The sequence below is a fragment of the Corynebacterium sp. HMSC05E07 genome (assembly GCF_001807225.1).
GTDB classification, from domain to species: Bacteria; Actinomycetota; Actinomycetes; order Mycobacteriales; family Mycobacteriaceae; genus Corynebacterium; species Corynebacterium singulare.
Genome location: NZ_KV788211.1, coordinates 71,394 through 84,586 on the forward strand (window position 1 = coordinate 71,394; position 13,193 = coordinate 84,586).

At 60.3% G+C, this 13,193-nt stretch carries 10 protein-coding genes; 9 read left to right on the forward strand and 1 reads right to left on the reverse strand.

Going from position 1 to position 13,193, the window contains the following annotated elements; translation table 11 throughout:
• Positions 1-119: 119 nt before the first annotated feature.
• From HMPREF3149_RS04060 to HMPREF3149_RS04080, 5 genes are all read left to right on the forward strand, one after another.
• Positions 120-872, forward strand: coding sequence for a M23 family metallopeptidase (locus tag HMPREF3149_RS04060; protein ID WP_070536828.1), 753 nt, complete (start codon positions 120-122; stop codon positions 870-872).
• Between the two features lie 224 nt (positions 873-1,096).
• A complete protein-coding gene (locus tag HMPREF3149_RS04065) occupies positions 1,097-1,648 on the forward strand; it encodes a PadR family transcriptional regulator (RefSeq protein WP_070536811.1) in 552 nt (183 codons plus the stop codon).
• Positions 1,645-2,361 (forward strand): ABC transporter ATP-binding protein, encoded by a 717-nt coding sequence (locus tag HMPREF3149_RS04070; protein ID WP_070536814.1) that lies wholly within the window; start codon positions 1,645-1,647, stop codon positions 2,359-2,361. Before HMPREF3149_RS04065 ends, HMPREF3149_RS04070 begins: the two co-directional genes overlap by 4 nt.
• A 1-nt stretch (position 2,362) precedes the next feature.
• Complete coding sequence (locus tag HMPREF3149_RS04075) at positions 2,363-5,056, forward strand: FtsX-like permease family protein (RefSeq protein WP_070536815.1); 2,694 nt, start codon at positions 2,363-2,365, stop codon at positions 5,054-5,056.
• Positions 5,057-5,492: 436 nt separating this feature from the next.
• Entirely contained in the window at positions 5,493-6,245 is a 753-nt protein-coding gene (locus HMPREF3149_RS04080; protein WP_042530032.1) for a M23 family metallopeptidase, read from the forward strand.
• Between the two features lie 4 nt (positions 6,246-6,249).
• On the opposite strand, the gene pcrA is transcribed toward HMPREF3149_RS04080, so the two are convergent.
• A complete protein-coding gene (gene pcrA / locus HMPREF3149_RS04085; protein ID WP_070536818.1) occupies positions 6,250-8,832 on the reverse strand; it encodes a DNA helicase PcrA in 2,583 nt (860 codons plus the stop codon).
• 121 nt (positions 8,833-8,953) lie between these two features.
• Between pcrA and HMPREF3149_RS04090 the strand changes: the two genes are divergently transcribed.
• The 4 genes from HMPREF3149_RS04090 to pgi all read left to right on the forward strand — a co-directional run bounded on the left by HMPREF3149_RS04090 (position 8,954) and on the right by pgi (position 12,973).
• Complete coding sequence (locus HMPREF3149_RS04090; protein ID WP_042533137.1) at positions 8,954-9,316, forward strand: chorismate mutase; 363 nt, start codon at positions 8,954-8,956, stop codon at positions 9,314-9,316.
• A 25-nt stretch (positions 9,317-9,341) separates the two neighbouring features.
• The gene (locus HMPREF3149_RS04095; RefSeq protein WP_070536820.1) at positions 9,342-10,184 is read left to right on the forward strand and encodes a chymotrypsin family serine protease; all 843 of its coding nucleotides are present in this window, start codon (positions 9,342-9,344) and stop codon (positions 10,182-10,184) included.
• 151 nt (positions 10,185-10,335) lie between these two features.
• Complete coding sequence (locus HMPREF3149_RS04100) at positions 10,336-11,256, forward strand: trypsin-like serine protease (RefSeq protein WP_070536821.1); 921 nt, start codon at positions 10,336-10,338, stop codon at positions 11,254-11,256.
• An 82-nt stretch (positions 11,257-11,338) separates the two neighbouring features.
• Complete coding sequence (gene pgi, locus HMPREF3149_RS04105) at positions 11,339-12,973, forward strand: glucose-6-phosphate isomerase (protein WP_070536822.1); 1,635 nt, start codon at positions 11,339-11,341, stop codon at positions 12,971-12,973.
• Positions 12,974-13,193 lie beyond the last annotated feature (220 nt).

Consider the following 13,193-nt stretch of genomic DNA (forward strand, 5'->3'; position numbering starts at 1 on the left):
TGAGACGCTACTGTTACATCTCGTTGGTAACAGGAAGGTCACAATCGGATAACCAACCGGCCGGGAACGTAACGTTGACGCCGGATGGACGATGGTGAATGAAGACGGAAGAAGAGTTCATGCGAAGCAAGACTCAGCGGAGCGCAGGTCGCCACCGCAAGATCACCACCTCGCAGACCGCGAAGGGACGCATTGCAGTCGTCACCGTCGCTGCTGGCGCCGTGTCCACCGCAGGTGTTGGCGGCGCAGCCGCAGGCACCATTCAGTCTGGCGGCACTGAGGAGACTAAGACCCAGCCCATCGACTACGCCCTTCAGGCAGATACCGATCCGCTGAAGGACGTTCAGACGTCCATCGAGGATGCCGCACCCCAGATTCTCGCCATCGCCGAATCCAAGCCGGTTGAAGACCTCTCCGCGCAGCTCGACAAAGCCATCCAGGCCGCCGACGCTCGCGCTGCAGCCGATGAAGCTAACCGCGCACCGTCCGTCGCCCGCCCAGCTGAAGGCGTCTTCACCTCTGGCTTCGGCACGCGCTGGGGCTCCTTCCACTCTGGCATCGATATCGCTAACGCAGTCGGCACTCCCATCCTTTCCGTCATGGACGGCACCGTCATCGACTCCGGCCCGGCTTCCGGCTTCGGCCAGTGGATCCGCATCAAGCACGATGATGGCTCCATGAGCGTCTACGGCCACATGCAGACCCTCGACGTTGCTGTGGGCGAGCGCGTGCATGCCGGCCAGAAGATTGCAGGCATGGGCTCCCTTGGCTTCTCCACTGGCTCTCACCTACACTTCGAAATTCACCCCACGGGTGAAGGCGCCGTAGATCCGATTCCGTGGCTGGCAGAGCGCGGAGTCGTCATCTCCTAGAACCCCAACTCTTCTCAACCTTCCACCAGCCCCGGCGGCTCAGAGCACTCACGCTCTGGGCCGCCTGTGGCGTTAAAGCCTCCCCTCCGCCGCGCCTCGCAGAAGATCTCACCCGGGGCCAAAGCGTTACCCCCAGCTAATACACCCTTGACTCGACTGATGGTTACCCGGTAACTTACCGGGTATGCAACGCATTTTAGTGATAACTCCCCCGGGAGGTGACCATGTCCGTAAAACATTCCGTCCTCGCATTTCTCAGTGAGGAACCCGCCACCGCCAGCCGAATCAAGACCCGCTTTGCTGAGTCCTTTGATGACCTCTGGCCGCTCAACATGGGCCAAATCGCCCAGACCTTGAGCCGCCTCGAGCGCGACGGCCTCATCACCGTCGACGGCGAAGTTACCGGCCCCACTGGGCGGCGTTCCACGAATTACGCCCTTACTGACGCCGGCCGGGACGAGCTAGCCGGTTGGTGGACGTCAACAACCAACAAAGACGCTATCGAGCGCGACGAACTCGTCCTCAAAGTAACTCTTGCCGCACGGCGCTCCGATGTGGACGTCATTGCTGTGCTAGACGCCCAGCGCTTCGCCACCGTCCGCCAGCTCCGCGAGCTCAACCGCCAGGCCGCTGAACTCCCCGCGGAACGCAGCGCCCAGCGCCTCGCCGTCGAACGCCACATTTTCGACCTTGAATCCCTCTCACGCTGGCTCGACCGCGTGGAATCCCTCGCCAACCCATCCACCCCCACCGATACTGAGGAGGCCCCGCAATGACTCCCACTTCTGTGTCAGCCACACAGCACCTGCCCTTCCCGCTCGAGCTGGAGAACATCACTTGTGTCTTCGGCAGCGGCGCTCGCCAGGTCACCGCACTGGACTCAGTCAACCTCCAGCTCTCCCCCGGCGAGCTAGTAGCCGTTATGGGTCCTTCCGGCTCCGGAAAATCTACGTTGCTCAACGTGGCGGGGCTCCTACAGCCACCCACATCGGGCCGCGTGCTTCTCGACGGCGCCGATGCCTCCCAACTCTCCAAATCCAAGGCCGCGCTTGCCCGCCGCCGCCATCTGGGCCTCGTATTCCAGCACTTCAACCTGGTCTCGTCGCTCACTGTCGGCGAGAATGTCGCCCTTCCCCTAGAACTGGACGGCCTCAATCCTGCGCAATGCCGCGAAGCAGCTGAGGAAGCACTCAGTGAGGTCGGCCTTGACGGCACCATCGACCGCTTCCCCGAGGAGATCTCTGGTGGCCAAGCGCAGCGCGTCGCCATCGCTCGCGCGCTTATCGGCCCGCGCAAGGTGCTCCTCGCTGACGAGCCCACCGGCGCCCTCGATACCGCAACGAGTGAGGACATCATGAAGGTCCTGCGTTCTCGCATTGACGCCGGCGCATCAGGTCTACTGGTCACCCACGAGCCACGTTTTGCCGGCTGGGCAGACCGTGTTGTCATGGTTCGCGATGGCCGCCTCACCGGCGAGGAGGCTCGATAACATGCCAGCGATCACCGCCGCTACCCGCCCTACCCGGCGCGACCTGTGGCGCCACCCCTGGCGCACTATCGCTGCCGTTATTCTCATTGCCTTACCCGTGGCGCTCGTGGTTGGTTTCTCACTGTTTCAACAATCAACCAACCTGGCTACTTCGCTCTTTTCCGCGGATCGCAGCATTCAGGTGCGCCAAGACCAGAAGGACGTCACCAACGCGGAGGTGCCCCAGCTAGCTGCTGACATTCTTCCCACGGGTTCCACTATCTCGCCCATCACTACCTACTACAGCACCTCGATTCTGCGGGGCGAGAGTTCCACCAACTCCTGGCTCGCCCAGTTCGATGTGGAAAACCCTCCGGAGAAGATTCAAGGGGTCGTCGATAAGCTCGGCCTCGGCCCCAGCGAGATTGTCCTCTCCCGCAAGTCTGCCCGTGACCTTGACGCAAAGGTGGGTGATACCGTCTCGTTCCTCGGCCGAGGCATTGAGGGCGAGCGTCACGCCACAGTGGCCGCCATCGGGCCCGATGACGCCGACTTCGTCACCGCCCCTGCTTTGGGTGATACTCCGAAGCACACGTCCACTTCCTCACATACCACGTGGCTCATTAATGGCGATGAACCCCTTACCCCGGAGATGCAAGATAAGGCCGCCGAGAAGGGCCTTGACTTGTGGGGCCCAGAGCTCGGCACATCCCTTCCGACTCAGAGCGATCACCCGTCGGTGTCGGAAGCACTCGAAGCCATCGTCTTCTTTGTGTTCTTCGCCAGCATCTACATCATTGCTGGCCTGCTCATCCTTTTCCTCCTTGCTCCTGTGTTCACCCTCGCCATGGGGCGCAATACCCGCCTTTACGCGCTCATGTCGAGCCAGGGCGCGTTGCCACGCCACATCATGCTGGCGGTCATGGCCTACGGCTTTTTCATGGGCATCATCGGTGCCACACTCGGACTTGCTGTGGGACTGAGTGGCGGATGGATCGCATGGATGGTGCGCTACCCGGACTTCCCCATCCGCTTGCCCTGGGCTGAGTGCATAGGCGCTTGGCTGGTCGCCGTCGTTGGTTCGGTCATCGTTTCCATCGTCCCGGCGTGGCTGGCGCAGCGCAGTGCCTTAGCCCAAGCGATTCAGGGCGGGGCTCCCGACCGTCTGCTGCGTTTCCGGCCGTGGATGGCCATCGGCCCTGTGGTGCTGCCGCTGCTCCTACTCTTTAGTTTCACCAAGATGGGCGAGTCCTTCCCTACCCTCATCGTACTTTTTGGCGTTATCGCCATCGCTGGCTCGGCACCGGCTCTCGTGTTCCTGTGTTCGATGGTTGTTCGCCGCGGGCCTTTGCCCCTGCGCCTTGCCGGTCGCGGGCTCACTCGTCGCAGTATGCATGCCTTGCCGACGGCCATCGCTATCGTTGCCATCACCTTCACCACCACAGTCTTCGGCGTATCCATCATGACAGCCAACGCCAAGAGCCGCGCCGAGGAGCGGACCGTTATGCCAGAGACCTCCGCACTTATTCAGGGAGGACTGTATGGCGAACCGGTAAAGGAGTCGAATGAGGACGAACGTGCGGCTGCCGAGGCCGCAACCAACACCTCCCCCGGCTCTATTCACCCCTACTACGTCTATCCTTCCCAAAATGCGTCCTACTGGGATCAGGATGGGGGAGAGGTCTACCGCCTGAGCACCGAGTTTGATTTTGTGTGCACGCAGGTTGATACCACGGTTCCCGTGGAAAGGGCTGTCTTCATCGACTCTCAAGGCCGCCGCACTGACGAATCGCCGGAGGCCCGTGAAGAGTGCGCGCACGAGATGATGACCATGTTTGTCTACAACCCATTGACCAATGACTCACGGCTTATCCAGACTGACTCCACGCAGCTAGATTTGTGGCACTTCAACTCGGAGCAGGACCGCCAGGCTGCTGCCCGCACGCTCGATGCCGGAGGCATCGTCCTTCCCCACAATTCCCACGTGGGCGAGCACACTGAAGGCACGGTCACCGTGGATACCTTTAAGGATTTCTCGGCTACAAAGAAGAGCGGCACAACCTCTGCCACCGTTCCTATCGCGGAGGCCCTGCCCACCATGGCGCGCGATATCGTGCTGGTAAGCCCGCAAGCAGGCGCGGCGTTGGGGATGGAGCCGTTCTACGTTGGCCGAGCGATTGCCTTCAACGAGGTTCCGGATGACAAGACACGCCAAGAGCTTGACGACGTCGCCACCCAAGCCTCCCACTCCCAGTACTTCTTGAGCTGGGCCTCGACGCCCGTCGAAGACGTGCGCTTCTACCCCGCACTCGCTATGGGGCTGATCTGCCTGATTGTGTTGGCGCTCATCATTGCCAACGCTGCGACGAGCATGCGACAGGAGAACAACGTTTTCCAATCCATCGGTGCTGAGCCCGCACTCATGTCTCGAGTATCGGCATGGCAGACGTGGCTGGTGGCCATAGCAAGCATGCTCTTCGGTGTGCTGACCGGTCATATCGGCGCCTACGTCTTTGCAGACAACCCCCGCTATCTGTTCGATCCACCGCCATACGCGCTGCGCGGACAGGATTACTTCGTGCCGGACTGGTGGTCACTCCTCGCAGTGCTCGTTGTTCCGCTGGTGCCTGCCGCACTTGCCGCCGCCGTAAACCGCACACGCGAAGGAGCAGCACTGACTGCCCGTGACCGCAGTGAGAGTAGGTCGTTGACATAGAGCCCCTAACGTGGCCCTACTGCCACGCAGATGTTCTCAACCTCTGCCCTGGCTCACCATCAGGTGCGCCAGGGCTTTGGCCATGAGTACACCCCCATTACTCACCCCCATTCTTTAAACCTTTACTTTACCCTTGTAACAATTTTCACTCCCGTCACACGCGTAACATGCAGGGCTGTTCGATAGTTTTTCGAACAATCCCTGTGTTTACCTGCAATTTCTCCCATTGCGCAGGGGGTCTGCCCGGGATAGTTTGTATCTCGTTGCCACACGGACTCACACGATGGCGTTAAGACGCCGGCGTGTCGCTGGCCGCGCGGCGGCACCGCGGTTGTTAGGACCGCAGCCCATCACTCACAGGTTTCATGCTGAGGGCCCTACCTCAGCAGAAGTCGCCGATACAGCTAGCCAGAGCAGTTCATAAGGACGTGAAGTTATGAAGCGCACCCTCTGCGCACTCGCCGCCGTGGCAGTTAGCGCCGCCGCTACCGTCACGGCTCCGGCGTTCGCCGCCGAACCAGCGGCGAGCGTAGATGTCTCCGACGGGTCCTCCAAGGGCACGGTCACTACAGACGTCAACGAAGAGTCCCAGTCCGACCTTTTCAAGGCTTTCACTGGGCTCCTCATCTCCACGGCCGGTGCTTTGAACGGCGCATCCGTCCCCACGGTCAATGCCACTGAGAACGGCTATGACATCGTTCTCGACCCTTCCAGCATTCCCGGCCTCGCGGAGGCCTTCGCCCCTGAGGGCGACCACTCCGGCCTGACCCCTACCCGCGGCCAGGATGCTGACGGCAACATTGTGGTGTTCCCAACGTCCGGTACGTTCACCTCTGGCTTCGGCCCACGCTGGGGTTCCTTCCACAACGGTATCGATGTGGCGAACCCGGTTGGCACCCCGATTTACGCCGTCATGGACGGCGAGGTCATTTCTTCAGGCGCAGCCCAAGGCTTCGGCAACTGGATTCGCATCCAGCACGATGACGGCACCATCACCGTCTACGGCCATATGCCGAGCGACCAGCTCTTGGTCAGCGTAGGCGACCGCGTCGAGGCCGGTGACCAGATTTCCGTCATCGGCAACGAGGGCCACTCCACCGGCCCGCACCTGCACTTCGAGGTTCACCCAGGCGGCGGCGCAGCTGTTGACCCAGTGGAGTGGTTCGACGAGCGCGGCATCCTCATCTAAAGCTTTAGAGCTTTTCCATCGGCACACCGCCGATGAGCATGAGGCGGACTTTGCCCGCTGAACCGAAGTCCACGGTAACCGTTGCGCGCGCACCGGTTCCGGAGGCCTCGATGACCGTGCCCAGCCCGTACTTCGCGTGGTTGACGCGGTCCCCTACAACTAAATTGAGATGGTTATTCTTCGGCATCGACGTTGCTGAAGCTGGTTTGCGCGGGCGCTGCGAAGGGGAAGACGCAGCGCCCCGCGAGCCATAGCCGCCGTGGCTGCCACCGCCTCGGGAACGGAAGAATCCGCTCTCAGAGCCGAAGCTACGCCCGTATTGGTAGGAATCATCTCCACCCCACGCGCCGGACAGCGAACTGTCTGGTTCTTCACGGCGCCAGTCGATGAGGTCCTCCGGGACCTCGGCGAGGAAGCGACTGGCCGGGTTCGTCACCGGGTTGCCCCACGACGACCGAAGAATCGCGCGCGTGAGGTAGAGCTGTTCTCGAGCGCGGGTAATACCCACGTAGGCAAGGCGGCGTTCCTCACTGAGCTCTTTCGGGTCACCTAAAGAGCGCATGTGCGGGAACTGGCCGTCCTCCCAGCCGGTGAGGAAGACCACCGGGAATTCCAGGCCCTTTGCAGTGTGCAGAGTCATCAGTGTGACGACTCCGGATTCGTGGTCCGGAATCTGGTCCGCGTCTGCCACGAGCGAGACTTTTTCAAGGAAGGCTTGCAACGAGCCCGGCGCGGCCTCTCCTTCCGCAAGCTCAGGAGTCTCTTGCGCATCCGCCCCCATAAAGGCCATTTGGTTGGCTGCCTCTGAGCTGAATTCACGAGCCACGGACACCAATTCGTTGAGGTTATCCAGACGGGCGCCGTCTTGAGGGTCGTTGGAGTTTTCCAGTTCGGCGCGGTAGCCAGTGGCATCAAGCAGTGCATTCAGCAGCTCCCCTAGGTCCGGCTGGCCGGTGACCTCATTGGTCATGCCCGGCAGCTGTTCACGCACGCCGTCCATCATCTCGTTAAATTTGCTCACCGCATTAACTGCGCGTGTTCCCAGCCCAGCGACTTGTCCTTCCGCAGCGTCCCGCAGAGCAGCACCAAAACTGACACCCAAGTTCTCCGCGTGGAGAGCAATCTGCGCTTGGGCTTTATCACCGATCGCGCGCTTCGGCACATTAATGATGCGGCGCAAACTCACCGTGTCATCTGGATTATCCATAATGCGCAGATAAGCCACGAGGTCTCGAATCTCGCGGCGCTCATAGAAGCGTGTTCCGCCTACCACCTTGTAGGGAATGCCGGAACGTACGAACACGTCCTCAAGCGCACGGGAGGCATTATTGGTGCGGTACATAATCGCGATATCGGAATAAGCCGTGCCCTTATCAGCCAGGGAATCGATTTCAGAAGCGATATAGCGAGCTTCATCGTGCTCGTTATCCGCCACGTAGCCCACAATCTGCTCGCCTTCGCCGTGTGCCGTCCACAGATTCTTCTTGCGGCGGCCCTCATTCTTGGCAATGACAGCATTCGCTGCATTCAAGATGGTCTGGGTCGAGCGGTAATTCTGCTCCAGAAGAATCGTGTGCGCTTGCGGGTAATCACGCTCGAATTCTTGGATATTACGGATCGTGGCTCCGCGGAAGGCATAAATGGACTGATCCGAGTCACCCACCACACACAATTCAGGAGCATCATGGGGAAGCTCTCCCCTTCCTACCAAAGCAGAGACGAGAGCGTACTGCGCGTGGTTGGTGTCCTGGTATTCGTCGATAAGCACATGCTTGAAGCGGCGACGATAGAACTCCACCACCTGCGGGTGCTGGTTAAAAATACGCACGACCTCACCAATGAGGTCATCGAAGTCCACCGAATTCGCCGCGCGCAGGCGGCGTTGATACTCCTCGAATACCTTCGCCACAGTGAGTTCGAAGGGATTCTTCGTCTTCTCCGCTTCAGCGCGTGCCTCCTCTGGAGAGATAAGTTCATTCTTGCGGTTCGAAATTTGATTAGCCAGAACGCGAGCAGAGTACTTCTTAAGGTCCAGCTGCATGTCTTTGGCAATCATGGTGAGCAACCGGCGCGCATCATCGCCGTCATAAATGGTGAAGTTCGTATTCAGCCCCGGCACGAGCTGCGCATTGTTGCGCAGGATGCGTACACAAATGGAGTGGAACGTAGACACCCACATGCGCTCAGCCACCGGGCCGACGAGCTGGCCGACGCGCTCCTTCATCTCTGCAGCTGCCTTGTTGGTAAAGGTGATAGCGAGAATCTGCCAAGGAGCTACCCCGCGCGAGCGCATAAGAAAGGCGATGCGTCGCGTCAACACTGCCGTCTTGCCGGATCCTGCACCGGCAACAATAAGCAGCGGCGAGCCAGAGTGGGTTACGGCCTCTGCCTGCTGTGGGTTAAGTCCTTCCAGCAGTGGATCAACGCCCATTTCCGGCTCTTCTGGTTCCGGTTCCGGCTCCATTGGTGGCTCCGCCGGCAGACCAAACAAGGCATCGTCAGCGGCAGGCTCCGACGGCGCAGGGCTAAACGGTGAAGAGGACTGTGGCGCGGAGGGACGAGGGCTAAAAGGAGATTCGTTGTTCATAATGCTCTCCAACCTACTAGCCCCGCTGGACATTCCCCGTAAACCACATGTCACCTGCACCAACCACGGAACCACCAGAAGCGATTCCTTTTTGTTTGGCGGGGTGGCAGAATCTGATGCCATGAGCTCTTCACATGCTGATTCCTCCTCCGCAAGCGTGAACCCGGAGCACCACGACCCCAATGTCGTGGACAACGGGCTGAACATCCGCATGCCCTCCGGCACGGACGATCCCTTGAGCGACGCCGAAATTCAGCGCTACCGCGAGGAAATCAACCGCCTCGACCGCGTCATCCTTGATGCCATCAAGCGCCGCACAGATATTTCCCGCACAATAGGTAAGACTCGCATGAGCTCTGGCGGCACCCGCCTGGTACATACCCGCGAGATCGCCATTCTCAATGAGTTCCGCGATGAACTAGGCGAGGAAGGCCCCTCCATTGCCTCCGCTTTGCTTCGATTAGGTCGCGGCAAGCTGGGCTAGACCCGCCGGACAGGACCGCTCAACAATGAAAATTCTCTCTCGCATTCTCTCTACAGTCACCGCAGCTGCCATCGCTGCGAGCCTCTGGGCTCCTGCAGCACAGGCCCAGTTGGGCTTGGCGCAGCTCAGCTCAGGGTCATCGCAGCTTGATATAGGTGGCCTCGCTGATGCCTTGGCTCCCACAGGGGATGGCAGCATCTCGCTTCCAGGAAACCTGCAGCCGGAGATTTATGTCGCCGACCGGAATGCTGCTCAGTACTTCACCAACGCTGGACGCGTCGAGCCTGGATCTGCAATCTACAACCACGACGAACAGAAGAAATGCTCTGCAGGTCATATTGTGGGCGATGGGCACAACGTTTTTGTTGTCACCGCTGGGCACTGCGGCAATCCCGGACACCGCTTCTTTTACCGTGACCGCGCGGGGAAACCAGTGTTATTCGGTCAGATGACCGTAGAGACCAAGAACACCAACCGGGACGGTCTTATCTCTTCTCCTGACATCGGCCTCATTCAGATCACCAACCCCGCCGCGGAGTACTCGGCGACACCAGCGCTCAATGGCAAGGTCAATGGTTGGTTGTCCCTCGAACAAGTCGATCGGATAAAGCCAACTATCTGTCGCATTGGTGCTACCCGCGGGTACTCCTGCGGCAATTACCTCACTGCGAAACCAGAGATCGGTGCCTTCTTCTTCGGAAACGACGGCTACTTCGGTGATAGCGGCGGAGCAGTCTATGCGCTCATTGATGGTCAGTACTACCCCGTGGGTATCTACTCCGGCTCTCTGACCACAGATAATCGGATTACGATGGCTATGGAATTAGGCCACATCATGAATCACTTCGGGCTCAAGGTCTATTCCTAAGAATCAGCCCTGCGTTTAAGGTCACTGTGGGGATCCGCCACCTCGTCAACTGTGTCGTCACACTCTCAAACTTTTCGGTGTGCCCCGTGGACAGCCGCGGACTGCTCTCCAACTGAGAACAGAGGCATTCAGCATGCGCTAAGCTCGCGGCATGCGCCTTCCCTCCCGCCTCGCGGCCTCTCTCATCGCGATCACCTCCGCCGTAGCGCTCAGTGCCTGTGGCAGCTCTTCTTCCACGGTCGCAACGATTACCACGACTACGCTGAGCCTTCCGGGTGCAGGCGCCGGACTGGAGGGCGGCGGCGCCCCTGATAATGAGCAGCACCCCGATACGCAGGCTTCGGAGAAAGGCTCGGACAAGGTCCTCGATGGCGACGCTTTGTGGGATAATACCACCGAAATCCCCCAGGCCGAGCGCCCCGAACCACGCGTTGACCTAGCTCAGCCCGAAGCAGCCGAATACTTCATGACGGCAGGAGTGCTAACCCCGGGGGTTGCAATCTACAATCTCGACAATGACGGACGCTGTTCCGCAGGCCATTTTGCGGGTGACGGCCAACGCCTCTTTATTCTCACCGCAGGCCACTGCGGCGATAAGGGCGATACGTTCTATTACAACGACACCGCCGGAAACCGCGTCAAGATTGGTGAGATGGTGCTCGAAGCACGCAACACCAACACCGAACAGATCAACTCCGCCGATATCGGCTTGATCGAAGTTTCTAATCCCGCAGCCAAGGTATCCACATCCCCGGCTCTCAACGCACCGTTGATCGGTTGGATGAGCCTTGACGAAGTCGACCTAGCACACCCCACCATCTGCCGCGCCGGGTCCACGCGAGGAGTGTCTTGTGGTAACTACATTGGGCGAGATGCTGACCAGGGGTTGTTTGCCTTCGGTAACGACAGCGACCGTGGAGACAGCGGCGGCCCCGTCTACGCCGTCATCGATAACGAGCTCTACGCCGTGGGCGTCATGTCATACGTCGTTGATGAGCCCGATAACCAGAAAGCCGGCGCCATGGAAATCGGCAACACAATGCAGCATTTTGGTCTTACCCTCTACATCTAACTCCCCCGGCAGCGTCGCGCGTTCTGGACTACGGTAGAAACAGTAAGTTTCATGTCTGCTACCTGCCAGAAAGGCTTTTGCAATGGACATCACCGCACAGCCGCAGTGGGCCGCGCTCACCTCGCTCTTTGAAGAGAAGAAGGACCTCAACCTTCGTGAGCTCTTCGCCAACTCTTCTTCCCGCGCCGCCGATTACTCTTTCGACGCCGCAGGACTGCACGTGGATCTGTCGAAGAACCTCATCGATGAGGACGTCGTGGCCAAGCTGGTTGACCTCGCCCGCGCAGCCGACGTCGAGGGCCGCCGCGACGCCATGTTCGCCGGCGAGCACCTCAACAACACCGAGGACCGCGCCGTCCTCCACACCGCGCTGCGACTGCCAGTGGACAAGGACCTGAGCGTCGATGGCCAGGACGTGGCTGCCGACGTCCACGAGGTTCTCGGCCGCATGCGTGATTTCGCCACTGCCCTACGCTCCGGCACCTGGCTGGGGCACACCGGCCACACCATCAAGAAGGTCGTCAACATTGGCATTGGCGGCTCCGACTTGGGCCCAGCCATGGCTGCCAAGGCCCTGCGTTCTTACGAGGTAGCGGGTATTAGCGCCGATTTTGTCTCCAACGTGGACCCAGCGGATCTCGCCGCGACCCTCGACGGCCTCGATGCCGGCTCCACCCTCTTCATCGTGGCCTCCAAGACCTTCACCACCCAGGAGACTCTGGCCAACGCTCACGCCGCTCGCCGCTGGCTCATCGAGCAGTTTGATGGCGATGAGTCTGCCGTGGCCAAGCACTTCGTAGCGGTATCCACCAATGCGGAGAAGGTCGCAGAGTTCGGTATCGATACCCAGAACATGTTCGGCTTCTGGAATTGGGTAGGCGGGCGCTACTCCGTCTCCTCCGCCATCGGCTTGTCGCTGATGTGCACCATCGGCCCACTGGACTTCATGCGCTTCCTCGAAGGTTTCCACGCCATGGACGAGCACTTCCGCACCGCCCCGCTGGAGCAGAATGTACCAGTACTCATGGGCCTGCTCGGTGTCTGGTACTCCAACTTCTTCGGCGCTCAGACCCACGCCGTGCTTCCCTACTCCGAGGACCTCGGCCGCTTCCCGGCTTACCTGCAGCAGCTGACTATGGAGTCCAACGGTAAGTCCATGCGTCGCGATGGCACCGCCGTGACCACCGGCACCGGTGAGATCTACTGGGGCGAGCCGGGCACCAACGGTCAGCACGCCTTCTTCCAGCTGATGCACCAAGGTACCCGCCTCATCCCGGCGGACTTCATCGGCTTTGCCCGCCCGAAGGAGGACTTCCCCACCGCCGACGGCACCGGCTCGATGCATGACCTGCTCATGGGTAACTTCTTCGCGCAGACCAAGGTTCTGGCCTTTGGTAAGACCGCTGAGGAAATTGCGGCGGAGGGCGTTGATGAGGCCATCGTGCCGCACAAGGTCATGCCAGGCAACCGCCCCACCACCACCATCCTGGCGGAGGAACTGACCCCGCAGACCCTCGGCGCGCTCATCGCGCTCTACGAGCACATCGTGTTCACCCAGGGCATTATCTGGGACGTCAACTCCTTCGACCAGTGGGGAGTGGAGCTGGGCAAGCAGCAGGCCAACGACCTCGCACCAGCCGTGTCCGGTAAGGAAGAGGCCGCTTCCGGTGACGGTTCCACCGATGCCCTGATTGGCTGGTACCGCAGCCACCGTTAAGCACTGCTTGGCGACGTCTCACCAACCCCCGATCGATCAAACGGTCGGGGGTTTATACGTATGAGAGGACTGGATTGTTCTGCGGGATCACCAACGTCGCGGATGCCTCGTGGGGCGTCCGCGTCGGCGGTGTTGTTGTGGGGAGTTAGCCTGGCGCGGCTCGTGCTGCTGCTTGCTGGTAAGCGGCTTGGGTGGTGATTGGTTCTGCCCAGGGCGGGAT

What these genes read in the sequence shown, in the direction of transcription:
- HMPREF3149_RS04060 (WP_070536828.1), top strand. Translation starts at nt 120, where the DNA reads ATGCGAAGCAAGACTCAGCGGAGCGCAGGTCGCCACCGCAAGATCACC.
- HMPREF3149_RS04065 (WP_070536811.1), top strand. Translation starts at nt 1,097, where the DNA reads ATGTCCGTAAAACATTCCGTCCTCGCATTTCTCAGTGAGGAACCCGCC.
- HMPREF3149_RS04070 (WP_070536814.1), top strand. Translation starts at nt 1,645, where the DNA reads ATGACTCCCACTTCTGTGTCAGCCACACAGCACCTGCCCTTCCCGCTC.
- HMPREF3149_RS04075 (WP_070536815.1), top strand. Translation starts at nt 2,363, where the DNA reads ATGCCAGCGATCACCGCCGCTACCCGCCCTACCCGGCGCGACCTGTGG.
- HMPREF3149_RS04080 (WP_042530032.1), top strand. Translation starts at nt 5,493, where the DNA reads ATGAAGCGCACCCTCTGCGCACTCGCCGCCGTGGCAGTTAGCGCCGCC.
- pcrA (WP_070536818.1), bottom strand. Translation starts at nt 8,832, where the DNA reads ATGAACAACGAATCTCCTTTTAGCCCTCGTCCCTCCGCGCCACAGTCC.
- HMPREF3149_RS04090 (WP_042533137.1), top strand. Translation starts at nt 8,954, where the DNA reads ATGAGCTCTTCACATGCTGATTCCTCCTCCGCAAGCGTGAACCCGGAG.
- HMPREF3149_RS04095 (WP_070536820.1), top strand. Translation starts at nt 9,342, where the DNA reads ATGAAAATTCTCTCTCGCATTCTCTCTACAGTCACCGCAGCTGCCATC.
- HMPREF3149_RS04100 (WP_070536821.1), top strand. Translation starts at nt 10,336, where the DNA reads ATGCGCCTTCCCTCCCGCCTCGCGGCCTCTCTCATCGCGATCACCTCC.
- pgi (WP_070536822.1), top strand. Translation starts at nt 11,339, where the DNA reads ATGGACATCACCGCACAGCCGCAGTGGGCCGCGCTCACCTCGCTCTTT.